Annotated in this window: 20 protein-coding genes; 12 read left to right on the plus strand and 8 right to left on the minus strand. The window is 39.4% G+C overall.

The genetic code is table 11. From position 1 onward, the window contains the following. Nucleotides 1-15 precede the first annotated feature (15 nt). Complete coding sequence (locus KCTC52924_RS08790) at nt 16-378, plus strand: heavy-metal-associated domain-containing protein (RefSeq protein ID WP_251806354.1); 363 nt, start codon at nt 16-18, stop codon at nt 376-378. A 206-nt stretch (nt 379-584) separates the two neighbouring features. Here KCTC52924_RS08790 and groL read toward each other — a convergent pair whose 3' ends face one another. The 7 genes from groL to miaB all read right to left on the minus strand — a co-directional run bounded on the left by groL (nt 585) and on the right by miaB (nt 7,297). Continuing rightward, nucleotides 585-2,213, minus strand: a complete 1,629-nt coding sequence (gene groL / locus KCTC52924_RS08795) for a chaperonin GroEL (RefSeq protein ID WP_251806355.1) — start codon at nt 2,211-2,213, stop codon at nt 585-587. Between the two features lie 100 nt (nt 2,214-2,313). Beyond that, complete coding sequence (gene groES, locus KCTC52924_RS08800) at nt 2,314-2,592, minus strand: co-chaperone GroES (RefSeq protein ID WP_251806356.1); 279 nt, start codon at nt 2,590-2,592, stop codon at nt 2,314-2,316. A 141-nt stretch (nt 2,593-2,733) separates the two neighbouring features. Continuing rightward, on the minus strand, nt 2,734-3,093 hold the full coding sequence (gene secG / locus KCTC52924_RS08805) for a preprotein translocase subunit SecG (RefSeq protein WP_251806357.1): 360 nt from the start codon (nt 3,091-3,093) through the stop codon (nt 2,734-2,736). A 4-nt stretch (nt 3,094-3,097) separates the two neighbouring features. Beyond that, nucleotides 3,098-4,027 (minus strand): hypothetical protein, encoded by a 930-nt coding sequence (locus KCTC52924_RS08810; RefSeq protein ID WP_251806358.1) that lies wholly within the window; start codon nt 4,025-4,027, stop codon nt 3,098-3,100. Nucleotides 4,028-4,030: 3 nt separating this feature from the next. Beyond that, nucleotides 4,031-4,549: an LptE family protein gene (locus KCTC52924_RS08815; protein ID WP_251806359.1), complete on the minus strand. Its 519-nt coding sequence runs from the start codon at nt 4,547-4,549 to the stop codon at nt 4,031-4,033. 26 nt (nt 4,550-4,575) lie between these two features. After that, on the minus strand, nt 4,576-5,847 hold the full coding sequence (locus tag KCTC52924_RS08820; protein ID WP_251806360.1) for a sigma-54-dependent Fis family transcriptional regulator: 1,272 nt from the start codon (nt 5,845-5,847) through the stop codon (nt 4,576-4,578). Nucleotides 5,848-5,851: 4 nt separating this feature from the next. Then, nucleotides 5,852-7,297 (minus strand): tRNA (N6-isopentenyl adenosine(37)-C2)-methylthiotransferase MiaB, encoded by a 1,446-nt coding sequence (miaB, locus tag KCTC52924_RS08825; protein WP_251806361.1) that lies wholly within the window; start codon nt 7,295-7,297, stop codon nt 5,852-5,854. Between the two features lie 364 nt (nt 7,298-7,661). Here miaB and KCTC52924_RS08830 point away from each other — a divergent pair, with 364 nt between their 5' ends. From KCTC52924_RS08830 to KCTC52924_RS08870, 9 genes are all read left to right on the plus strand, one after another. Next, the gene (locus tag KCTC52924_RS08830) at nt 7,662-8,909 is read left to right on the plus strand and encodes an LVIVD repeat-containing protein (RefSeq protein WP_251806362.1); all 1,248 of its coding nucleotides are present in this window, start codon (nt 7,662-7,664) and stop codon (nt 8,907-8,909) included. 62 nt (nt 8,910-8,971) lie between these two features. Next, a complete protein-coding gene (locus KCTC52924_RS08835) occupies nt 8,972-9,325 on the plus strand; it encodes a hypothetical protein (RefSeq protein WP_251806363.1) in 354 nt (117 codons plus the stop codon). A 123-nt stretch (nt 9,326-9,448) separates the two neighbouring features. Next, nucleotides 9,449-11,938, plus strand: a complete 2,490-nt coding sequence (topA, locus tag KCTC52924_RS08840) for a type I DNA topoisomerase (protein WP_251806364.1) — start codon at nt 9,449-9,451, stop codon at nt 11,936-11,938. 1 nt (nt 11,939) lies between these two features. Continuing rightward, nucleotides 11,940-13,097, plus strand: a complete 1,158-nt coding sequence (locus KCTC52924_RS08845; protein WP_251806365.1) for a formimidoylglutamase — start codon at nt 11,940-11,942, stop codon at nt 13,095-13,097. A 115-nt stretch (nt 13,098-13,212) separates the two neighbouring features. Continuing rightward, entirely contained in the window at nt 13,213-14,571 is a 1,359-nt protein-coding gene (gene gldK / locus KCTC52924_RS08850) for a gliding motility lipoprotein GldK (RefSeq protein ID WP_251806366.1), read from the plus strand. Between the two features lie 76 nt (nt 14,572-14,647). Further along, a complete protein-coding gene (gene gldL, locus KCTC52924_RS08855; protein ID WP_251806367.1) occupies nt 14,648-15,298 on the plus strand; it encodes a gliding motility protein GldL in 651 nt (216 codons plus the stop codon). Nucleotides 15,299-15,355: 57 nt separating this feature from the next. After that, nucleotides 15,356-16,924: a gliding motility protein GldM gene (gene gldM, locus KCTC52924_RS08860; protein WP_251806368.1), complete on the plus strand. Its 1,569-nt coding sequence runs from the start codon at nt 15,356-15,358 to the stop codon at nt 16,922-16,924. Nucleotides 16,925-17,043: 119 nt separating this feature from the next. Then, a complete protein-coding gene (gene gldN, locus KCTC52924_RS08865) occupies nt 17,044-17,946 on the plus strand; it encodes a gliding motility protein GldN (protein ID WP_251806369.1) in 903 nt (300 codons plus the stop codon). A 230-nt stretch (nt 17,947-18,176) separates the two neighbouring features. Then, on the plus strand, nt 18,177-19,223 hold the full coding sequence (locus tag KCTC52924_RS08870; protein WP_251806370.1) for an FAD-binding oxidoreductase: 1,047 nt from the start codon (nt 18,177-18,179) through the stop codon (nt 19,221-19,223). On the opposite strand, the gene KCTC52924_RS08875 is transcribed toward KCTC52924_RS08870, so the two are convergent. Further along, nucleotides 19,220-19,609: a DUF983 domain-containing protein gene (locus KCTC52924_RS08875; RefSeq protein WP_251806371.1), complete on the minus strand. Its 390-nt coding sequence runs from the start codon at nt 19,607-19,609 to the stop codon at nt 19,220-19,222. The genes KCTC52924_RS08870 and KCTC52924_RS08875 overlap by 4 nt on opposite strands. Nucleotides 19,610-19,673: 64 nt before the next feature. Between KCTC52924_RS08875 and KCTC52924_RS08880 the strand changes: the two genes are divergently transcribed. Together KCTC52924_RS08880 and KCTC52924_RS08885 are read left to right on the plus strand one after the other, a co-directional pair. Continuing rightward, a complete protein-coding gene (locus KCTC52924_RS08880) occupies nt 19,674-21,602 on the plus strand; it encodes an ABC-F family ATP-binding cassette domain-containing protein (RefSeq protein WP_251806372.1) in 1,929 nt (642 codons plus the stop codon). Between the two features lie 192 nt (nt 21,603-21,794). Next, a complete protein-coding gene (locus tag KCTC52924_RS08885; RefSeq protein WP_251806373.1) occupies nt 21,795-22,670 on the plus strand; it encodes a hypothetical protein in 876 nt (291 codons plus the stop codon). Nucleotides 22,671-23,199: the final 529 nt, after the last annotated feature.

The following is a 23,199-nucleotide window of genomic DNA, read 5'->3' on the forward strand; positions in this document are numbered from 1 at the left end:
TTTAAACAGAAAAAGATGAAAATTAAAAATACAATATTGGGTTTTGCGTTCGCTGCTTTATCAATGGTAGCTTATGGGCAGGAAAAGAATAAAAAAATAAGCTTTGAGGTAAATGGAAAGTGCTCTATGTGTAAAGAGCGGATAGAAGAGGCAGCCCTAGGGGTGAAGGGGGTGAAATTTGCCTCTTGGGATATCCCTACCCATCAGTTATCCTTAATCTTAAACGAACGTAAAACAAATTCTATGAAGGTTAAAACGGCCCTAGTAGCGGTAGGGCACGATACTGAGGAGCTTAAGGCGACCGAAGTGGCCTATGATGGTATACATCCATGTTGCAAGTATAGAGAGGACAATTCTGACGATGGAAAGCATCACTAGGGTTTAGTGTTTTTTTATTTTACTTACCAAGTGAGATTTGAATGCTCTGAGGCTTGCCTGTCCGTTCCGTTTAGGAGGGCGTGGAAATGTTATTTATAGTTTCCTTCCGATGCCCTATGGGCATGCTCAGAGGAAATTGACAAAAGCAAAAAGCCGTCCTTGAAATTTCAAGGACGGCTTTTTAAATTCTATTGGCATGTTGCCAATTACATCATTCCGGGCATACCTCCACCCATTGGTGGGCCTGACGGAGAATCTTCCTTAATGTCGGTCAATGCACATTCGGTAGTCAAGATCATTCCAGCAACCGATGCAGCATTTTCCAATGCAATTCTGGTTACTTTTTTAGGATCTATAATACCTGCCTTGATCATATCTACATAGGTTTCGCTTTTGGCATCATATCCAAAATCACCTTTGCCGTCCAATACTTTGGCAACAACTACAGAACCTTCTCCACCTGCATTCTCAACAATTGTTCTCAAGGGAGATTCAATGGCTCTGGCAACGATCTGTACGCCAGTTTCCTCATCAGAATTTTCTGTTTTGATCTTGGAAAGAAGTGCTTTGGCTCTTATCAAGGCAACTCCTCCACCGGCAACGATACCTTCTTCAACCGCTGCTCTTGTAGCGTGTAGAGCATCATCTACCCTATCTTTTTTCTCTTTCATTTCCACTTCAGATGCGGCACCAACATAAAGTACGGCGACCCCACCAGCCAATTTGGCCAAACGCTCCTGAAGTTTTTCTTTGTCGTAATCAGAAGTTGTGGATTCTATTTGAGATTTTATTTGGTTTACCCTAGTTTTAATGGTCTTCGCTGATCCGGAACCATTAACAATAGTAGTGTTGTCCTTGTTGATAGATATTTTTTCACAAGTACCCAACATATCTAAGGTGGCGTTTTCCATTGTGAAACCTCTTTCCTCAGCTATAACGGTACCGCCAGTTAAGATAGCGATGTCTTCCAACATAGCTTTTCTTCTATCTCCAAAACCAGGTGCTTTTACAGCAGCGATTTTTAAGGAACCTCTTAATTTGTTAACCACCAAAGTAGCCAAAGCTTCACCGTCTACATCCTCTGCAATGATCAATAAAGGTTTGCCAGACTGTGCTACTGGCTCCAATACTGGTAAAAGATCCTTCATAGAAGAAATCTTCTTATCGTATAATAAAATGTAAGGATTTTCCAAATCTGCGGTCATTTTTTCGGAATCCGTTACAAAGTAAGGAGAAAGGTAACCTCTGTCAAACTGCATTCCTTCAACAACATCAACATAGGTATCTGTTCCTTTTGCCTCTTCAACGGTAATAACACCTTCCTTGCCAACTTTCTCAAAAGCTTGTGCAATTAAGTCACCAATAGTTTCATCATTGTTGGATGAAATAGCAGCAACTTGTTTTATTTTTTCAGAGGAATCACCTATTTTTTTGGTCTGTCTTGCCAAATCTTCAACGATAACAGCTACCGCCTTGTCAATACCTCTTTTTAAGTCCATCGGATTTGCACCTGCAGCTACGTTTTTAAGACCTTCTTTTACGATAGCCTGTGCCAATACGGTTGCAGTGGTGGTACCATCACCTGCCAAATCATTGGTTTTGGAAGCAACTTCCTTAACCATTTGGGCTCCCATGTTTTCTAGGGCATCTGCCAATTCTATTTCCTTTGCTACGGTAACCCCATCCTTGGTGATCATCGGTGCGCCAAATGACTTGCTGATGATAACGTTTCTACCTTTTGGTCCTAAGGTTACTTTTACTGCGTTTGCCAATGCATCGACACCGCGTTTGAGGCCGTCTCTTGCATCAATATCAAATTTTATATCTTTTGCCATAATTTAATTTTGTATTATTTGGTCCCGTGAGAACGGGAACCTGTTTGTTTTAAAAAAAGTTTTAAGGGATTCCCAACCTTCGCGGGAATTGAAAAAACGATTATATGACCGCTAGGATATCGCTCTCGCGCATCATTAGGTATTCAGAGCCTTCCAATTTTAGCTCCGTACCAGCATATTTGCCATATAGTACAGTATCTCCAACTTTAAGGGTTACTTTTTCGTCCTTAGTACCAGGACCAACAGCTACTACTTTACCTTTTTGTGGTTTTTCTTTTGCGGTATCTGGAATGAAAAGACCTGATGCAGTCTTTGTTTCGGCAGCCATAGGCTCAATAAGAACTCTATCCGCTAATGGTTTAATGCTAACTTTAGCCATATTATTTAAATTTTAGGTTTTTAAGTTTCCTTGATGATGGCAGAAATTATGCCATTAGTGAAAAACTGACACTTTGTTGAATGAAAAATGCCAGCTTGTCACTAAAGCTGGCATTTTTAAAAATTATATGTCTTTTAATCCTTATTCTACGCTATCCGATGGCTTGTTGGCAGGTGTTGTTATTGGAGTCACTGGTAAGGCTTCCTGAGTAGTATTCTCTATAGGATCGCCATTTAGCAATTTTGAATCGGAACCACTAAAGCTTCCTTTGAGAGCAACGTTAGAAAGTAAGATCAATACCACCAAAATAGTTGCTAAGGTCCATGTGCTCCTGTCTAAGAAGTCGCCTGTTTTTTTAACACCGCCCACAACCTGACTTCCACCACCTCCAAAAGAAGATGATAAACCGCCACCTTTAGGGTTTTGTACCATAATAACGAGCATTAGTAATAGACACACTAGGATGATCAGTACCAAGAATATTGTAAATGTTGTATTCATTAAATTATGTATTTTCTTGTTGTAATTTTTCTACCGATTTTATTCGGTCTGCAAAGAAACTACTTTTTTCTGGATATTTCAAACTTAAAATTTTGTAAGCTTGAATAGCTTTTTTGTATTTTTTTTGTTCTAAATACACTTTTGCCAAAGTAGCGGTCATCAATTCGTTCTGGTCAAAGGTCAATGATTCCTTGATAGATACTTTCTTGATGTTATCTTTTGGGACGATCTTGGGATTGGTTTGAATGAACTTGTCTATGAGGTCAAAATTTTTCTTTTTGTGCTCAGTAAGTTTTGTAGAAGGCTTGGTTTTATTGACTTCTGATTGGGTTTTAGTAGTTTTTGTTGCTACTTTCTCGTTGCTGGTTGTTTGATTGGTGAGTTGTAGCCATTCCCCGAACGAATATTTCTCTTTCTTGGAGAAATTCAATGGTTTCCCTATCTCCAGTACTTCTTCAGCTTTTTTTTTATCCTCTGAGAGGGATTGGTCTATTTTCGGGTCCTTTGAAGAGAAGAGGGAAGGGTCTAGAATTTGGTCGGCATCCTTCGACGTTCTTGGCCAAGGTTCATCCTCAGAAGTTTCAATCAGGGATTTTCCTTCTTGAAACTCGGATTTAATTTCTTCAGATATGGTAATGGTATCGTTCAGAGTGGTAGCCTTTCCCGAAATGGAATCCGCAATATTGTTCTGAAGAAAGTCCTTGGAGGTGATGAAATCAAACAAGATATCCCTATCTGCGGTATAAGCGGCCGTAAGTTTAAGGGCGTTGTTGTATTTAAAGCTGTTTAAGTTTTTTAAGCCTTTTAGGTGCATGGCTCTAGCGGCTTGGAAATAGGGATATTCTTCCAGAATATCCTCCAACTGATTGGTTTGAACAGGTGAGACTAGCTTATCCGGGTTCTGTAATAGATATGTGAAGTCCTGTACATTCATAATTTACCAGTCTGCCAATGATTTATTAAAAATGTCTTGGGTAATGCGCTCAAAAATCACTTGATGAGCCTCATCCTTTACCGAAGAAAATTGAGAATTTGCTGGGTAATCGTAAAAGAATGAAAATCGCTGTTCAAAATCTACATCCTTTTTAGTGTTGTTAAAGAACCTTACATTCACTCCAATGCTCAATCTGTTTTGGGCGGCCGTTTGCTGTGCAGTGGCAGACATGGGAGAGATGCGGTATTCCACAATTTCGCCCTCGTATAATAAATCCCCGTTGGAGCTGACCAAGTTTAGGCTAGTCTGGTTAAGTATTAGGTCTTGCAAGGCCAAGGTGAAATCCCTATCCATCCCTGGTTCAAATGTAGATCCGGGATTTTGAGAGGCATAATTTTGGAAATATGGCACCTGAAAGGTCTTTGCTGACCCTACATCACCACCGGTAAAGTTGTATATCCCGCAACCTGAGATAGTGGTTGCTATAATAAGTATAATAAGAATATGTTTACTCCTGATCATTGTTTTTAAATTTTCTTAGCCTACTGCTAAAGATCGTACTGTTTAATTTTACGATATAAGGTGCGTTCCGAGATTCCCAATTCTGCGGAGGCAGCTTTTCTTTTCCCCTTATTTCTCTCCAAAGATTTTTTAATGAGTTCAATTTCCTTGTCCTGTAAAGATAGGGTTTCTTCCTCTTCTATTTCTTCCGCAAAATAATACTTGTCCTCTGTGGTCGTCGTATTTTTGGGTTTTTCTGCATAAGATTCTGGCAGCTCCAATATTTTGGAGGCCATTTCTTCCTCTTCCTCGGTATAGATTTCTTCTTCCTTTCCGTATATCTTACGGATCAAATTTTCATTTTCCTCCTGAACCTTTTCAGTATCGTTATGCTTAAGAAGTTCCAAGGTCAGTTTTTTTAGGTCATTGAGATCCCCCTTCATATCAAATAATACTTTGTAGAGTATCTCCCTTTCATTGCTAAAATCGCCTTTCTTTTTTTCCTTGTCCACCACTGCTGGCAGGCTGGTGTTGCTTGAATTTGGCAGATAGCTATCTAGGGAGGCAAGGGTGATATTTCTGCTTGACTCCAATACCGAAATTTGTTCGGCAATATTTCTCAATTGTCGGATGTTGCCTGGCCAACGGTATTTTAATAGCAATTGTACCGCATCATCTTCCAGCCTAATAGTAGGCATTTTATATTTTTGACCAAAATCGGAGGCGAATTTGCGGAACAATAAATGAATGTCGTCTTTTCGCTCCCTTAGTGGGGGGATATTAATTTCAACGGTACTTAATCGATAATAGAGGTCTTCCCGGAATTTTTCTTTTTTAATTGCCTCGAACATATTGATATTGGTCGCGGCAACTATTCTTGCGTCCGTTTTTTGTACCTGAGAGGAGCCCACTTTTAAGAATTCCCCATTTTCCAATACCCTTAGCAATCGGACTTGTGTAGTTAACGGCAGTTCACCCACTTCATCCAAAAAAATGGTGCCGCCATCGGCCACTTCAAAATAACCGCTCCTGTTAGATGTAGCACCCGTAAAAGCTCCCTTTTCATGTCCAAAAAGCTCACTGTCTATAGTGCCTTCTGGAATGGCACCACAGTTTACCGCTATATATTTAGCGTGTTTTCTATGGGAAAGGGAATGAATTATCTTAGGAATAGCCTCTTTTCCCACTCCGCTTTCCCCAGTTACCAATACTGAAATATCGGTCGGGGCAACTTGAATAGCTTTTTCTATGGCGCGATTTAGTTTAACATCGTTGCCAATAATTTCAAATCGTTGTTTGGTCGATTGGATCGATTCCATATTTTTAATTATTATGAGAATAACCTACAGGTACACCCAATAGTGTTCCCGAGGTGCAATCCGTGATTTTAACATTTACAAAATCTCCAATTTTATAATTTTCCTTGGGGAAAACTACGACAGAACTTTGGGAATTCCTTCCCATCCAATCTTGCTCCGATTTCTTGGAGTTTCCTTCTATCAGTACTTCTACAGTCTTTCCAATCTTTTGCTTACTTCTGTAATGACCGTGTTCGCGCTGTAAGGCAATGATTTCTGCAAGTCTTCGTTTTTTAGTTTCTTCGGGTACATCGTCTACCAAATTTTTTGCCGCGGCGGTTCCCGGTCTTTCAGAATACGAGTACATATAGCCAAATTCGTATTTGATCTCTCTCATTAACGATAGGGTGTCCTGATGGTCCTCTTCGGTCTCTGTTGGGAAGCCAGATATCATATCTTGGGATATGGAGCAATCCGGTATAATCTCCAAGATATTTTTCACCAATTCCAAATATTCCTCACGGGTATGCAACCTGTTCATCTCCCTAAGGATTCGGTTACTGCCGCTTTGGACGGGAAGGTGTATGTAGTTACAGACATTCTCGTATTTTGCAACCACTTTAACTACCTCTAAGGTCATGTCCTGAGGGTTGGAAGTAGAGAAGCGGATCCGTAATTTTGGATGTGCCTGTGCTGTCATTTCCAAGAGATTGGCAAAATTAACAGCGGTGGCCTTTTGCATTTCCGAGGCTTTCTTAAAATCTTTCTTTAATCCGCCTCCGTACCACAGGTAGCTATCCACATTTTGTCCTAGTAAGGTTACTTCCTTATAGCCCTTGCTGACAAGGTCTCCTACCTCTTCCAAGATAGATTGTGGGTCCCTACTTCTCTCCCTGCCTCTAGTGAAGGGGACCACACAGAAAGTACACATATTGTCGCACCCACGGGTTATGGATACAAAAGCGGTCACTCCATTGGTGTTTAGGCGGACCGGAGAAATATCACCATAGGTTTCTTCTTTGGATAGGAGTACGTTCACGGCATCGCGGCCGCTATCTACCTCCCTTATTAAGTTGGGAAGGTCTTTGTAGGCATCTGGGCCTACAACCATATCTACTATTTTTTCCTCTTCCAGTAATTTAGCTTTTAATCTTTCTGCCATACAACCTAAAACTCCCACTTTCATGTGGGGACGGAGGCGTTTAACGGCATTGAATTTCTCCAAACGCTTGCGGATGGTAAGCTCTGCCTTTTCCCTAATGGAACACGTGTTTACAAGAACTAAATCTGCATCCTCTAATTCTTGGGTGGTGCTAAATCCTTCTTTAGATAATATGGAAGCCACTATCTCACTGTCCGAAAAATTCATAGCACAGCCATAGCTCTCTATATATAATTTTCGGGAACTATTTTCCTTTACTTTTAACGATAAAGCTGTTCCTTGTGCGGACTCATCTATTGTCTTTTCCATTTTATGGTAAATTTGCTATCAGCATTTATGGTTTGCAAATATAGTGTTATATAGAAATATATGACATATTGACAGTTAAAAATTAACTAAAATACGATGCGACTTTTATGGAACAATGGAATTTGAAAACTACGGATATTTTGTTTTAAAGGAGTTGGGATTAAAGAGTGGTTTTAAGTTGTCAGTAGTGGGTAAACTTATTAGATTGTAAACGCAACTTTATTCAAGTATTGGTATCTGTCTATAAACGTGTAGTCTAGCGAAACCTTTACCTGTGAAATGAACATGACCGAATAGTTGTCGCGAATACAAATGAAGATATGTGACTTACATAGGACCGTTAAAAATCAATAAATATCTACATATGAAAAATATTTTAGTATTAATTGTTGTCTCGGTCATGCTGGGTCTTGTCTCCTGCGATGATACAGACGATCGCCAATACGCAGAGTACTTGGTGGCCAAACCTATCAAGATGAGTAAATCCGAGTTTAAGCAGGATGTCTCCATAGTGGCGCCCATCCCCATGGAGAAATCGGGAAAAATATACGTCTATGGGGATTATATTTTTGTGAATGATCAATTTAAAGGAGTGCATGTGGTGGACAATAGCAATCCTAAGGCGCCAAAAAAGATTGCATTTATAAAAATACCTAGGAACGTGGATATCTCCATTAAGGATAATTTTCTTTATGCTGATAGTATTACGGATCTGTTGGTGTTGGATATTACAGATATACAACATATTAAAATGGTGATCAGATTGGAGAATGTATTGCGAGACAATGTGGTCTTTCCTTTGGGGGTCGATATCTTTGAATGGGAGGGAATAGATTATAATGCTGAAATTGTAGTGGGTTGGGAAACCGTAACAGAAAGAAGGCTTATAGAGGAGGTTGATCAGCGCTTTTCTCTGGAATTCGACTTTGCACTTGCCAATGCTACCAAGTCACAATCTAATACTGGTCAGGGAGGATCCCTAGCCAGGTTTAAAATAGTAAACGATTATTTGTACGCCGTAGACAATCATTCTATTAACGTGTTTAATATTCAGGATCTTGCTAATCCCAAAGATTTGGAAGATGTTTATGCCGGTTTTGATATAGAGACCATTTTTAATAGAGGCGATCAGCTCTTCTTGGGTAGTATGCGGGGGATGTATATATATGATATCTCCACCCCGGCCGTGCCTACCTTTGTTTCTGAATTTCAGCATGGGACCGCCTGTGACCCCGTTGTAGTAGACGGAGATTACGCCTTTGTTACCCTAAGGGGCGGAAATTTTTGTGGGGCCACGGAAAGCGGACTTTTTGTTGTTGATATTTCCGATATAACATCACCAACCCTATTAAAAACCTACCCAATGGACAGTCCGTATGGGCTTGGGGTGAAGGATGAAATGATATTTGTGTGTGATGGGACCTCCGGCCTCAAGGTGTACGATAAGACCGATGTAGAAAATTTAGTATTAATAAATCACTTTAAGGATATAAATACTTTAGATGTAATTCCCTTAAAAGATCATCTTTTAATGGTCGGTGATGGGGTCATTTATCAGTATTTATACTTGGAAGGTGATATAGAGTTATTGAGTATTTTAAAATTAAGCTAATATATATGGTGTGCTTTCTTGCCTTTAGAAATGTTTTTATTTTGGGGTTCTTTTTTTTCTCGATGCCGTCCTGTTCAAATGATGATAGTAAGCCATTTGATGAAACGGAGTTGAAAAGCCTGTACAAGGAAATACAGAAAATGGCCGACAGCCAAACTTGTGAAGACAGTGATTTTTGGAGTTTTACGGCCTTTGGGTCGAAACCTTGTGGGGGGCCTAATTCTTATATCGCCTATTCTACCAAAATAGATGTAACTCTTTTTCTCGCTAAAGTAGAGCAGTACAATAGTGGTGTGGCGGACTATAATAGACGGAATGGTATTATATCTGACTGTGCCATGGTAGCAAAGCCTACCGGACTTATTTGCAAGGAGGGTAAACCAGTATTTACCTATTCGGGGAACGCCAATTATTGAAAATTTTATAAGACATCCCCAATAAAATCACCTGTTTTTGCCGGATGTTATTTTCGTCATATATGGTTGGGATGGCATCAAATTAAAAAAATCAATTACTTTTGCTTCACCAAAAACGAGTTAATGGCAAAGAATTTAGTGATTGTAGAGTCCCCTGCTAAGGCAAAGACTATTGAGAAATTTTTAGGAAAGGAATTTAAGGTAGCCTCCAGTTTTGGGCATATTGCCGATTTACCTTCCAATGAATTGGGTGTGGATGTAGATAATGGTTTTGCTCCGAAGTATATTGTGGATACTGATAAAAAGGCGCTGGTTAAAAAACTAAAGGATTTAGCTAATAAAGCGGAAACCATTTGGTTGGCAAGTGATGAAGACCGAGAGGGTGAGGCCATTTCTTGGCATTTGGCAGAGGAGCTAAAGTTGGATAAGGATAAAACAAAACGAATCGTTTTTAACTCCATTACCAAGTCGGCCATCCAGAAAGCCATTGAGAATCCAAGGGAAATTAATTACAATTTAGTCAATGCACAGCAAGCAAGACGGGTTTTGGACCGTTTGGTGGGGTACGAACTATCCCCAGTATTGTGGAAAAAAATAAAACCAGGCCTCTCTGCAGGTAGGGTACAATCGGTTGCCGTAAGATTAATCGTGGAAAGGGAAAGGGATATAGAATCTTTTGTCCCTGAAGCGGCATTTAGGATATCGGCAGAATTTAAGACCCATGATGGCAGTATATTTACCGCCAAATTAAATAAGACATATTCCAGTGAGCAAGCTGCGGAAAATTTCTTAAAACAGAATATAGGGGCCAATTTTTCAGTGGCCAGTTTGGATAAAAAACCTGCAAAAAAATCTCCAGCAGCCCCGTTTACTACTTCTACTCTACAACAGGAGGCTTCGCGGAAATTGTATTTTTCGGTCTCTAGGACTATGCAAGTGGCACAGCGTTTATACGAAGCTGGGTTAATCACCTATATGAGGACCGATAGTGTTAACCTATCCACAGAAGCGATAGATGCCGCCAAGGATGCCATAATAAGTAATTACGGAGAGGAATACAGCAAGGTCAGGAATTTTAAAGGCAAGTCCAAAGGCGCACAAGAAGCCCATGAGGCCATTCGACCTACGGAAATGACCAATCAGTCACCTTCCCTAGAAAGAGATCAGGCCAAATTATACGAACTGATATGGAAACGTACCCTAGCATCCCAAATGAGCGATGCACAATTGGAACGTACCAATGTAAAGATAAAAACCAATACCCATAAGGAAGAGTTTACAGCCAATGGAGAGGTTATCAAATTTGATGGTTTCTTAAAGGTTTACCTAGAGGGAACGGATGAAGAGGATATTTCAGAAGAACAAGAGGGGATGCTTCCAGCTATGAAGGAAGGGGAGCAATTGGAAAACAGATACATAACTGCTACTGAACGCTTTAGTAGGGCGCCATACCGATTTACAGAGGCATCCTTAGTAAAGAAATTGGAGGAATTAGGGATAGGGAGACCTTCTACCTATGCACCTACCATCTCTACCATACAAAATAGGGGCTATGTAGATAAAGGTAGTATAGAAGGAGCAGAGCGGAAATACGTGCAACTGCTGTTTAAGTCTGATGAGATTGGAACCAAGCAATTGTCTGAAAATGTAGGGTCGGATAAAGGGAAGATGGTGCCCACTGATATTGGGGTGATCGTAACGGATTTTCTGGTCAGTCATTTCGAATCTATTTTGGACTATCACTTTACCGCCAAGGTGGAGGAAGAATTTGATCTTATTGCTTCAGGTGAGGAAGATTGGCAAAAGGTGATGAAGAATTTTTACAGCGATTTTCATCCAAAAGTATTGCACGTGGAAGAAAATGCTGATAGGGCAAGTGGAGAGCGTATTTTGGGTACAGATCCCAAAACAGGAAGACAGGTGTCCGTTAGGCTGGGCCGATTTGGGCCTATGGTGCAAGTTGGGACCGTTGACGATGAGGAGAAACCCTTGTTTGCAAGTTTACTGCCAGATCAATCCCTAAATAGTATCAGTTATGAAGAGGCTATGGACCTGTTTAAATTGCCAAGAAAGTTGGGAGTTTTTGAAGGGGAAGAAGTAGAGGCTAATGCAGGGAGATTTGGCCCGTACATTAAATTCGGAAAAAAATTCATTTCTATGGGCAAGGATGAAAATCCCATGGAAATAGATATGGACAGGGCTGTAGAACTTATTGAGGAAAAGCAGAGAGCAGATGCCCCTATCGCCATGTATGAGGATAAAGAAGTTACCAAAGGAGTCGGAAGGTTTGGCCCGTTTATTAAATGGGACGGGATGTTTATCAATATAATCAAGAAATATGATTACGATAGCCTTAGCGAAACCGATATTGGGGAAATAATAGAGGCCAAAAAACAGAAGGAAATAGATAAATTAATACAGGAATGGCCAGAAGAAGGTATCCGTATTGAAAAAGCTAGATGGGGGAGGCATAACATATTAAAGGGCAAGATAAAAGTTGAGGTTTCCAAAGATGTGGACGCTACCAAGATCACTTTGGAGCAAGCGAAAGAGTTGATCGACAAAAAAACACCCAAGAAAAAAACAAAGACCAAACCAAAGGCTAAAAAATAATATGGCATTCGATTTTTTAATGCCCGTTAACGAACGGGTTATGGCCCATTGCGAATTATTACCTTCCCAGACATTGGGGAAACATATTCTGAAACATTCCCTAAGTCATGGTCTTCCCGAATTAGCCAACGTTAATGTGGCGATTTTGGGAGTAAATGAAGCTAGGAATGCCTTTGAGGAGAAAACGGAACCTTTAGATCTTTCTGGAATTAGGCTGCAGTTATATAGTCTAATGAAAGGGAATTGGAATACCACCATTGCCGATCTAGGGGATGTGGAGCCTGGTAATACCGTAGAGGATACTTATTTTGTAGTGAAAGGGGTAGTGGCCGAATTGATCACTAAGAATATAATTCCTATAGTTATAGGGGCCACCCAAGACATCACCTATCCAACTTATAGGGCTTTTGACGGACTTAAAAATATGGTCAATTTAGTGGCCATAGATAGTAGGTTCGATTTTGGATTGGATGAGGATTTTATTTCCTCCCACTCCTATATGAGCAAGATCATAACCGACAAGCCCAATAATCTTTTTAATTTTTCAAATATAGGATACCAGAGCTATTTTAATTCCCAGGAAGAAATGGATCTCATGGAGCGTTTATTTTTTGATTATTACAGGTTGGGTGAATTGATTTCCAACATTGCCTTGGCAGAACCGGTGCTGAGAAATGCGCATTTGGTTAGTCTAGACGCCCGTGCCATACGTGCGGGAGAAATGGGGTTGCCCAATAATTTTTCCCCCAATGGGTTTACCGGACGGGAAATATGCACTATAGCCAGATATGCTGGGATAAGCGATAACATATCCGTCTTTGGGATTTATGAATGTGAGAATAACAATCAATCCTTTCAGCTTATTTCACAGTTGATCTGGTATTTTATAGAGGGGCTTAATTTTAGGATTCAGGAAACTCCAGATGGTAATAATAATGACTTCACGAAGTATACTGTTCCTACGGAAAACGAGTATCTCATCTTCTATAAAAGTCATCTTAGCGAAAGATGGTGGGTAGAGGTCCCCTCAATTTTAACGGCACATACTAAAACAAATTCACCTGCGTTATTACCATGCACCGAATTGGATTATTTAGATGCGTGTGATCAAAATATTCCTGAGAGGTGGTTTAAGGCCTATAAAAAAGGGTTTAATTAAGTTGAAAAATTTTGGCGTATAATAAGGTTTTATACAATAAATTATTTAAAAAGCAGTTTTAGAGAATAATACTTGTGTTTGTATTTGTAATCATAATCGAAATTTAACCAAACGTATGAAGAAGCTATTGTTGTCATCTATAGCATTTGTTTTTTTACTCTCAAGTTGTGGGTCCAAAACAAAAGGAGAGCTTGTAGGAGCTAAAGGAAATAAATGGTATCCAGAAAAACCCTATGGCATGGTGTTAATTCCACGTGGTGCTTTTATCATGGGGAAAAGCGAGGAAGATCAGGCAAAGATTCTCAATGCTCCCGCAAAAACCGTTACAGTAAGGTCGTTCTACATGGATGATACCGAAATTACGAACAGCGAATATCGTCAGTTTGTGGAATGGGTAAAGGATTCGATAGCTAGGACCAAATTGGCCATCTTAGCAGATGAACTTGGGTTGGGTCCCGAAGATGGAGGAATTGGGGAATACGCATTTAAAGATGCAGATACCACCAACGCTTCTGTGTATGATAAATATATGCTGGACAATTACTCAGGAATGGGAAAAACTGGTTACGAAGGAAGGGCATTGAATAAAAAACCAAGATTAATTTGGGATATTTCCAAATACCCCGATGAATACTACGCGGAAATCATGATCGATTCCATGTATATTTCTGAGGAGGAGTCGTACAATGGCCAACGTCATGTAGATGTTGCTAAATTAAAGTACAAGTATACCTGGATGGATATCGAGGCAGCTGCCAGAGCGAAAAAAGGTAGCAGAAAAGATTACATAAAACAGGAAGAACTGGAGATATATCCAGATACGACTGTATGGATCAGGGATTTCTCCTACTCCTATAACGAGCCAATGCACAATGATTATTTTTGGCATGATGCCTATAGTGACTATCCTGTTGTAGGGGTTACGTGGCAGCAGGCTCAAGCGTTCTGCAATTGGAGGACCAAATACAAGAACGATGACCAAAAAAGTAGGAACAAGCAATTTGTTAACCGCTTTAGGTTGCCTACCGAAGCAGAATGGGAGTATGCTGCAAGGGGGGGCATAGAAAGTGGAACTTATCCATGGGGTGGTCCTTATGTCATAAGTGATACAGGTTGTTTTATGGCGAATTTTAAACCACAACGGGGAGATTATGCCGCAGATGAAGCCTTGTATACCGTAGAGGCTAAATCCTTTGAACCAAACGATTATAATCTTTATAACATGGCAGGTAACGTGTCTGAATGGACCAATAGTAGTTACGATCCAAATTCTTATGAATATGTATCTACCATGAACCCCAATGCTGGTTCTTCACAGAATGCCAGAAAAGTAATTCGAGGTGGGTCTTGGAAAGATGTTGCTTATTTCCTACAAGTTAGTACTAGGGATTACGAATACCAAGATTCTGCACGTAGTTATATTGGCTTTAGAACCGTACAAGATTACATGGGTGAAGAGGATTCAACCTATTAGTAGAACCAAACTTATTTTTAATACTTGATCAACCAAAAACCAAATACTTATTATTAATATTATTAAATTCAAAATTATGGCACAATCAAAATCAACAAAAAAATTATTTAACATGGCCTACGGCCTAGGTGCGTCTATCGTAATTATAGGGGCCTTATTCAAAATTCTTCACTGGCAATTTGGTCCATTAACAGGTGGATTGCTGTTGGCTGTCGGACTTATTACAGAAGCTTTGATCTTCGCTATAAGTGCATTTGAACCAGTAGATGATGAATATGATTGGTCTTTAGTATATCCGGAATTGAATGGTGCAGAAATTGCAAATAGATCAAATTCCGTCGCTGAGGTTAAGGATGCTGAAACTTCATTATCTAGGAAATTAGATGAACTTTTAAAGGAAGCCGGTGTAGATGCCAGTCTTATGGAAAGCCTTGGATCCAGTATCAAAAATTTTGAAGGTGCTGCCAAAGGTATCGCTCCTACGGTAGATGCTATGGAATCTACCAGAAAGTATTCTGATGAAATGGTACAAGCTGCCGCTCAAATGGAATCTTTGAACAGCCTTTACAAGGTGCAATTGGAAAGTGCAAGCAGACAAGCTTCCATCAATGAGGAAGTAGTACATAATTCCACTGCCTTAAAAGACCAAATGGAATCATTGGCCACAAACCTTTCTTCCTTAAATGGAGTGTACGGAGGTATGTTGTCCGCAATGAATAGAAACTAATTAGTTGCCTTTCTATAACCAAACCCAAATCAATTAATAATTAAAACTAATTAGAAAATGGCAGGAGGAAAAGAAACACCACGTCAGAAGATGATCAATCTAATGTATTTGATCTTCATTGCGATGTTGGCCCTAAATATGGGAAAAGAAGTGCTATCAGCTTTCGGTCTTATGAACGAAAAGTTAGAAGTTTCAAATGTGAAAACCACGGAAAATAACCTAGCTTTCCTAAGTGGCCTTGAAACAAAAGCGTCAGAAAACAAGGAGAAATTTGGACCTCTTTTAGCAGATGCGAAGAAAATCAAAGAATTGTCCGAGGAGTATTATGCTTATTTGGAGGGCTTGAAAAAGGAAATGATGGCCAATATTAAAGATCCCAAAGATTACCAAGTAATGGATATGACCGATTATTTGGATCAACGTTTCTTTAAGGGTGGGCAGATAAGTGCCGAAGGAAAAGAATTCTTGGATAAATTGGTGGACTATCGCACACAAATTTCTGCAGCAATGCCCACAGAATTAGAGGCTGTAAAATCTTCAGTACAAGCCAGGTTTGAAACCGGAGACGAAAATGGAATGGTAGAAAAACGAGATGGTACCAAACAAGAATGGTTAAACTACAATTTTGAAGGATATCCGCTAATTGCCTCCTATACAAAGTTAACCTCGCTACAGGCAGATATTAAATCTACGGAAGAGGATGCTCTAAAGGCTATGTTACAAGGGCAGTTGAGTAGTGAAGTTTCCATGACCAACTATACCACATTATTGGAGCAGGAAAAATCTGCTTTTTATGCCGGAGAAAAATTTTCTGGAAATATTGTGTTAGGGCGTAAGGATGCTAGTACAAAACCCAATGAAGTAAACCTTACCTTAGATGGAAGAAAACTAAACGAAGGTGCAGATTACGTTATTGAAGACGGGAAAGTAAGGTTGACAATTAGTGCTGGAAGTGCTGGTGACCACAAGATAGCAGGTAATTTGGTGTTTATACAAGATGGAGAGCGTACAGAAGTACCAGTTTCCTCTACATTTGCTACCATTACCAAACCTAATGCAGCGGTAATTTCCGCAGATAAGATGAACGTGGTTTACCGTGGGGTATCAAACCCGATCACTATCTCCATTCCTGGTATTCCTGATAACAATGTGAGTGCTTCGGCTGCTGGTCTTTCCAAGCAAAGTGGAAGTAAGTATACTATGAACCCTGGAACTGGAAGAACGGTTTCTATTACGGCCTCAGGTAAATTGCCAGATGGTCAAATGATTAAAACCTCTTCTGAGTTTAGAATAAAGGATATCCCAAGACCATCAGGTTCTATTAGAGGAGAATCAGGTAGTGCAATAATGGGAAAACAAAACTTGGAGATCTCTACGGTAGGTGCCTTGTTGGAAGATTTCGATTTTGACCTTAACCTTGCGGTAAGTGGCTTTAAATTTAAAGTTCCCGGACAACCAACGGTTGATGTAAACGGAAATAAATTGGACGCCAGAGCGAAGTCTGCTCTTAGAAGAGCTAGTCGTGGAGATGCAGTTCAGATATTTGATATTGAAGCCTATATTACAAACAACAAAGGCTATAAACTAAAAAAAGTATCTCCGGTTGTTGTGGAGATAACAAACTAGTAGTTAATAATTTTAATGAAATTAGCCATGGCAGATGGTTTTGAACCTACCAACTGCCATTGGTAATTTATACCTGCTGGAAGGCAGGTCTAAGTTGTTAAAATAATAAATTTAAACAGATGAATTGGAAAAATGTGTTGTTAATTGGAGCTGTAACGCTATTGCCTGTATCCATTTCGGCTCAAGCAAATATCCTTAATGCGAAAAAGCCACAGGAAATAGGACAGAAAACTAATGCGCAGATGATGAAGGATAATGATGCTCCTTTGCCTTATGGTTATGTGGACGATAGGGATATCCTATGGTCCAAAACGGTATGGGAGGTAATTGATCTGGACGAGCGTGTCAATTTCCCTTTGTACTATCCTTTAGATACCATTGACATTGGTTCCGATAGAAGGTCGCTGTACGATGTTTTGATCAAAAACATTAAAAACGGAAATCTTAAGGACATCTATGTGGATTCCTATTTTACGGAAAAAAGAAATTTTAGTGATTTGGAAGCCACTTTGCAAAAAGTGGATACTACAGATTTTGGCTATGAGCAATATAATGCCGGCGAATCAATATCTCCAGAATATATAAACCGTAGGAACCTTGTGGCTGCAGATCTAGAAGAATACCTAATAAAGGGCATCTGGTATTTTGACAAAAGACAGGGAGAATTAAAATACAGGTTATTGGGGATAGCCCCAGTGGCTCCTGATGTTAACTTTATAGACGATGAGTCTATGGATTTGGCCGAGGCAAAAGTGCCATTATTTTGGGTTTGGTATCCCAGTGCCCGTCAGATCCTGCACGAAGCAAAAGTGTTTAATCAACGAAATTCCGCACAGCCGATCTCATTTGATATGTTGTTGAATGCCAGAAGGTTCAATGCTACCATTTATAAGGAGGACAATGTGCACGGAGATCGGGAGATCAAGGATTACATTTCCGATAACGCCCTTTTCCAGCTGTTGGAGTCTAAGCGGATAAAAGAAGTTATCCGGGACAGGGAGCAAGACATGTGGGCGTATTAGCCTAGAATAATTCCAATTCATACATCTATTAAAGTGCCACATCCTTGGATGTGGCACTTTTTTTTGTAGGATGTTTATTAATCCTTCGGAAGCGTTATTATGGAGGGTCAATTTCCAGTAACCACATTTCCATGGCAAGTTTTTGAAGATTAAAGAGGAACTGCTGTTTAGGAACTGTTTTAGTTTCCCTTTTTGATCAAGAATTAAAATTCCTTGTCTACTTTTGCACCATGGTAGATTATTTAGTGGTTGGCATGGGGCTAGCAGGTATTTCCTTTTGTGAGGTACTCGAAAAAAATAACAAATCGTTTATAGCAATTAGCGATAGTTCCCAAATCTCTTCCGTGGTAGCTGGCGGACTTTACAATCCAGTTATTTTAAAACGATTTACTTTAGCATGGAATGTAAAGGAACAATTGGAAATGGCAATGCCATTCTACCGGGACTTGGAGTTGAAGTTAAACAGTAGACTACTTTATAAATTGCCAGTGCTGAGGAGGTTTAATTCTATTGAAGAACAGAACCTTTGGTTTGAAGCGGCAGATAAGCCGAATTTAAAACCCTTTCTATCCCCTGATCTGATATTCAATGATAACATGCATATAGAGGCACCGTTTGGATATGGAGAGGTCTTGGGCACCGGAAGATTGGATACTGCCAATTTGGTGGATGCCTATAAGAGGTCTCTTTTGGACAAGAAGTTGTTAGTGCCGGAAACTTTTAATTTTGAGGAGCTTAACATTGATAGTTCCCATGTAGAATACAAATCCATTGTCGCCAAACAAATTGTTTTTGCCACTGGGTTCGGGTTAAGGGTTAACCCCTATTTCAACTATTTACCACTGAATGGGACCAAGGGGGAGCTGTTAACTGTCAAGGCGCCCTTGTTAAAAGAATCCAATGTAATTAAATCTTCCGTATTTATAATACCAATGGGAACTGACCTTTATAGAGTGGGGGCTACCTATAATAGAGAGGATAAGACCAATGTCCCAACTGATGCTGCCAAGACAGAATTACTTAAAAAGTTAAATAGCTTTATTAGATGCCCCTACGAAGTGGTAGATCATGTGGCCGGAGTTCGGCCAACGGTACAGGATAGGAGGCCCCTAGTGGGAAGACATCCCCAACATGCCAATTTGTATGCCTTAAATGGTTTTGGGTCACGTGGGGTTATTGTAGCTCCGGCTGCAGCCCAACAGCTTTATGATTTGGTGGAGAACAATAAACCCATAGAAAAGGAAATGGATATTTCCCGATACGCTAATAAAAGTTAGGACTTTGTTTTGATAGCATTTGGATCGTAATGCACAAAAAGATTGATCCATATATTCCTGGACACCCTAATTATAAAAGGCATAAATACAACTAACGTCAAGGTAATTGCGATAAACGTAGTTATTAATGAAGTTTTTAAAAATAAAAAAGAAATGACAAAAGCAGCGACTCCAAAGGCTATCCCTACACCATAGCTAACATACATTGCACCAAAAAAGAAAGAGGGTTCAATTTTATATTTGGTGTTGCAATGGGAGCAACGGTCGTGCATTTTAAAAATGTTTAACATATTATAAGGGTTCTTATCCATATACATGCTTTCTTCGTGGCATTTAGGACAAGTTCCTGTTAAAATACTGTAGAGTTTGTTTCCTTTTTTTAACATTTGCAAAAGTTTACGTAAAAATACATCATTGTATATTGATTCATTCTGAAAATTGTCTAAAATTATGTTGAATATCCATAACCTCTCCGTTTCTTTTGGAGGCGAATATTTATTTGAAGAAATATCTTTCCGACTAAACTCTGGAGACAGGGTTGGACTAATTGGTAAGAACGGGGCGGGGAAATCTACTCTTTTGAAAATATTGTCTAAAGACATGCCCATTGATTCCGGGACCATAGCATCCGATAAAGATCTTAAGATGGGATTCCTGCGGCAGGACATCGATTTTGAACAGGGTAGAACTGTTATGGAGGAGTCGCACCAAGCCTTTGTGGAGATCAAGGAGCTGGAGATGAAATTGGATGAGATTAACCATCAATTGGCGGAACGTACGGATTATGAAACAGAAAGTTATAGTCAACTTATAGTAGACCTTAACGATGTAACCCATCATTTCGAAATTTTAGGAGGGTATAATTACGAAGGTGAAACTGAAAAGGTTTTGTTGGGACTTGGATTTAAACGTGAGGATTTTGACCAAAAGACAGAAACTTTTTCTGGAGGGTGGCGAATGAGGATAGAACTAGCCAAATTACTGCTGCAAAGTAACGATGTACTTTTGCTGGATGAGCCTACTAACCACTTGGATATAGAGTCCATAATTTGGTTAGAAAACTTCCTGAAAAACTATACTGGGGCAGTAATGATCGTTTCCCATGATAAGATGTTTCTGGATAATGTCTCTAATCGTACTATAGAAATTTCTTTGGGGAGGATCTATGATTACAACAAACCCTATTCCCAGTACCTGGTATTGCGGAATGAGATGATGCAACAGCAGTTGAACGCACAAAAAAATCAGGAAAAGGAGATACAACAGGCAGAGCGATTGATAGAAAAGTTTAGGGCAAAATCTACCAAGGCCTCCATGGCGCAATCCTTGATCAAAAAACTTGATAAAATGGAGCGTATAGAGGTGGATGAGGATGATAATAGTGTCATGAACCTGAGGTTTCAAATTTCAGTTACCCCTGGAAAGGTAGTAGTGGAAATGGAAGATTTATGTAAAAGCTATGGAGATAACCATGTTTTGCAGGGCATTGACTTATTAATAGAAAGAGATACCAAAACCGCTTTCGTTGGTCAAAACGGTCAAGGTAAGTCTACCTTGGCAAAAATACTGGTTGGTGATCTGGCGCATAAAGGACATTTAAAATTGGGACATAATGTGCAGATCGGATATTTTGCGCAAAATCAGGCAGAATACTTGGATGGCAATAAAACTATTCTGGATACTATGTTCGATGCGGCCAATGAAACTAATAGGAGTAAGGTGCGGGACATTTTAGGATCTTTTCTGTTTAGGGGAGATGAGGTAGACAAATATGTAAAGGTGCTTTCTGGAGGGGAGCGTAACCGCTTGGCCTTAGCAAAGATGTTATTGCAGCCCTTTAATGTTTTGGTTATGGATGAACCTACCAACCACTTGGATATTAAGTCGAAAAATGTTCTAAAGAGAGCACTACAAAATTTTGATGGGACACTAATTTTGGTGAGTCATGATAGGGACTTCCTTCAAGGATTAACCAATAAAGTCTATGAGTTTAAGGACGGAAAGATAAAAGAATATTTAGGTGATATTAATTTTTATTTAGAGGAACGGAAAGTAGCTGATTTCCGGGCTATAGAGAAAAAAGACCCTGTCCAAAGCAAAAAAAAAGAAAAATCAAAAGTTGAGAACGTAAGCTTTGAAGAACAAAAAAAGCTTAAATCACTAAAAAATAAATTGAGTTCCACTGAAAGCGAGATTGCCAATTTAGAAAAGCAAATTGCGACAATTGATCACGATCTTCTAATGGATTATGATACTGCCATTGCTAAACCTAATTTCTTTGATTCCTATCAAAAGAAAAAAAAGGACTTGGAAAGACTAATGAAGGATTGGGAAAAGCTCACCCTTGCATTGGACGAATTAGAGGTGAAAATGCTTTAGGCCATTTAGTATTCCAATGAATTGTATATGGGGTTGGTGCTAAGAGATTAGTTCTTTCACCATGACTTTCTGTGCTTTCACAACAAATACGGGAGTTACTCATACGGTTTATCGAATATTTTTGCTGTTTATCCATAAAAAGCCTTAGTTTGTAGGGTAATTCCTAATTCTTACAAACGGATATTAATCAGCATGAAAAGAGTTCTACTTTTATTTACCGTAATCATCTTAGGTCAATGTTTGCATGCGCAAGTTTCTGAGAGGGAAAAAAATGCACTGTTGGACTTATATTCTGCAACTAATGGGGAATCCTGGGACAAGGGTTGGAACCTACATGCTCCGGTAGAAACGTGGCACGGAATAACTGTGAAGGTTGGACATGTTGTAGGGATCAACCTTTTTAGGAATAACTTAAAAGGAAACCTGCCGCCTAGCCTTGGGGATCTAGAGCAATTGGCACAGCTTAATCTTGCTTTTAATAGTTTAGAGGGTACAATTCCGATAAGTATTTCCAATCTCAGTGAATTAAAGGTTTTAAAGTTGGAAATGAACAGATTGGAAGGGGAAATTCCATCCCAATTGGGGGATATGACAGCTTTGGAGAAGTTTACCGTTTTTAATAATTTCCTATCCGGACATATCCCCGAAAGTCTTGGCAATTTATGTAATTTAAAGGACCTCAATTTATCTAGTAACAATCTATCTGGCAGTATTCCCTATTCCTTGGGAGAACTCTCCAATTTAGAGCAGCTTGGACTGTTTGATAACCAATTAACTGGGGCTATCCCTAGGGAAATGGGAAGATTAGGGAAATTAAGGGAACTGGTGCTTGCAAATAACGAATTGGGAGGCGCTATTCCGAAGGAGTTTGGTGAATTAGCAAGTCTACAAGTGCTCCAGATCCAGAACAATAATATTTATTCCTTTGACGGTTTAGAAAATATGAATTCCGGGCAATTTTTAGTTTTGGATTACGATAAGGGAAAAGGGGAAAATAAATTCAAAGATTTTAATGCGAATATGACAAAAATGGCAGATACAAAATTCGAGGATGAAATGGAAGAATAGTTAATGTTTGTCAATAGATTTTGTTGGTTAGTGTGAGAGGGTGCTGGTTGGCATCCTCTTTTTTTATAATTCGAAAAAGTCCATTTGCTAAACCAAGGACATAGGTTAAGGATCATGACTAATTGTTGTGTTCATGTAAATGATTAATATTGATTTTAATAGGATTTATTCTATGGAGCTCGATTAATCTATACCTTTCCCTTCAACCAAATTCTCTTTCATTTTCTTTGCTTGTCCAAAGAAAACGAAACAAAAGAAAAGACACCTTATCCAGATGAATTTTTTAGATCAGATCAAAAAACCGGTTTAAAAACTCCGCGCTTTTTGAAAAATAAAAAGCTGAATCTCGGAGCTTTTTTAAACCTATTCTACGGATAAGGATGGCCTCACAAGTGGTGTCTACCAAAAGTTTTCGGCCTATTTTCTCCTTTAGTAGTAAATCAAGGGGTTTCCACATTGGCTTAAGGAAGGCGTCCGGCAGCGCATCTTCACCTTTGTGAAAGCGGCCTGGGCGCTGTGGCTGTGGAAA

The sequence above is a fragment of the Arenibacter antarcticus genome, assembly GCF_041320605.1.
Taxonomy (GTDB): domain Bacteria; phylum Bacteroidota; class Bacteroidia; order Flavobacteriales; family Flavobacteriaceae; genus Arenibacter; species Arenibacter antarcticus.

What these genes read in the sequence shown, in the direction of transcription:
- KCTC52924_RS08790 (WP_251806354.1), top strand. Translation starts at nt 16, where the DNA reads ATGAAAATTAAAAATACAATATTGGGTTTTGCGTTCGCTGCTTTATCA.
- groL (WP_251806355.1), bottom strand. Translation starts at nt 2,213, where the DNA reads ATGGCAAAAGATATAAAATTTGATATTGATGCAAGAGACGGCCTCAAA.
- groES (WP_251806356.1), bottom strand. Translation starts at nt 2,592, where the DNA reads ATGGCTAAAGTTAGCATTAAACCATTAGCGGATAGAGTTCTTATTGAG.
- secG (WP_251806357.1), bottom strand. Translation starts at nt 3,093, where the DNA reads ATGAATACAACATTTACAATATTCTTGGTACTGATCATCCTAGTGTGT.
- KCTC52924_RS08810 (WP_251806358.1), bottom strand. Translation starts at nt 4,027, where the DNA reads ATGAATGTACAGGACTTCACATATCTATTACAGAACCCGGATAAGCTA.
- KCTC52924_RS08815 (WP_251806359.1), bottom strand. Translation starts at nt 4,549, where the DNA reads ATGATCAGGAGTAAACATATTCTTATTATACTTATTATAGCAACCACT.
- KCTC52924_RS08820 (WP_251806360.1), bottom strand. Translation starts at nt 5,847, where the DNA reads ATGGAATCGATCCAATCGACCAAACAACGATTTGAAATTATTGGCAAC.
- miaB (WP_251806361.1), bottom strand. Translation starts at nt 7,297, where the DNA reads ATGGAAAAGACAATAGATGAGTCCGCACAAGGAACAGCTTTATCGTTA.
- KCTC52924_RS08830 (WP_251806362.1), top strand. Translation starts at nt 7,662, where the DNA reads ATGAAAAATATTTTAGTATTAATTGTTGTCTCGGTCATGCTGGGTCTT.
- KCTC52924_RS08835 (WP_251806363.1), top strand. Translation starts at nt 8,972, where the DNA reads ATGCCGTCCTGTTCAAATGATGATAGTAAGCCATTTGATGAAACGGAG.
- topA (WP_251806364.1), top strand. Translation starts at nt 9,449, where the DNA reads ATGGCAAAGAATTTAGTGATTGTAGAGTCCCCTGCTAAGGCAAAGACT.
- KCTC52924_RS08845 (WP_251806365.1), top strand. Translation starts at nt 11,940, where the DNA reads ATGGCATTCGATTTTTTAATGCCCGTTAACGAACGGGTTATGGCCCAT.
- gldK (WP_251806366.1), top strand. Translation starts at nt 13,213, where the DNA reads ATGAAGAAGCTATTGTTGTCATCTATAGCATTTGTTTTTTTACTCTCA.
- gldL (WP_251806367.1), top strand. Translation starts at nt 14,648, where the DNA reads ATGGCACAATCAAAATCAACAAAAAAATTATTTAACATGGCCTACGGC.
- gldM (WP_251806368.1), top strand. Translation starts at nt 15,356, where the DNA reads ATGGCAGGAGGAAAAGAAACACCACGTCAGAAGATGATCAATCTAATG.
- gldN (WP_251806369.1), top strand. Translation starts at nt 17,044, where the DNA reads ATGAATTGGAAAAATGTGTTGTTAATTGGAGCTGTAACGCTATTGCCT.
- KCTC52924_RS08870 (WP_251806370.1), top strand. Translation starts at nt 18,177, where the DNA reads ATGGTAGATTATTTAGTGGTTGGCATGGGGCTAGCAGGTATTTCCTTT.
- KCTC52924_RS08875 (WP_251806371.1), bottom strand. Translation starts at nt 19,609, where the DNA reads ATGTTAAAAAAAGGAAACAAACTCTACAGTATTTTAACAGGAACTTGT.
- KCTC52924_RS08880 (WP_251806372.1), top strand. Translation starts at nt 19,674, where the DNA reads ATGTTGAATATCCATAACCTCTCCGTTTCTTTTGGAGGCGAATATTTA.
- KCTC52924_RS08885 (WP_251806373.1), top strand. Translation starts at nt 21,795, where the DNA reads ATGAAAAGAGTTCTACTTTTATTTACCGTAATCATCTTAGGTCAATGT.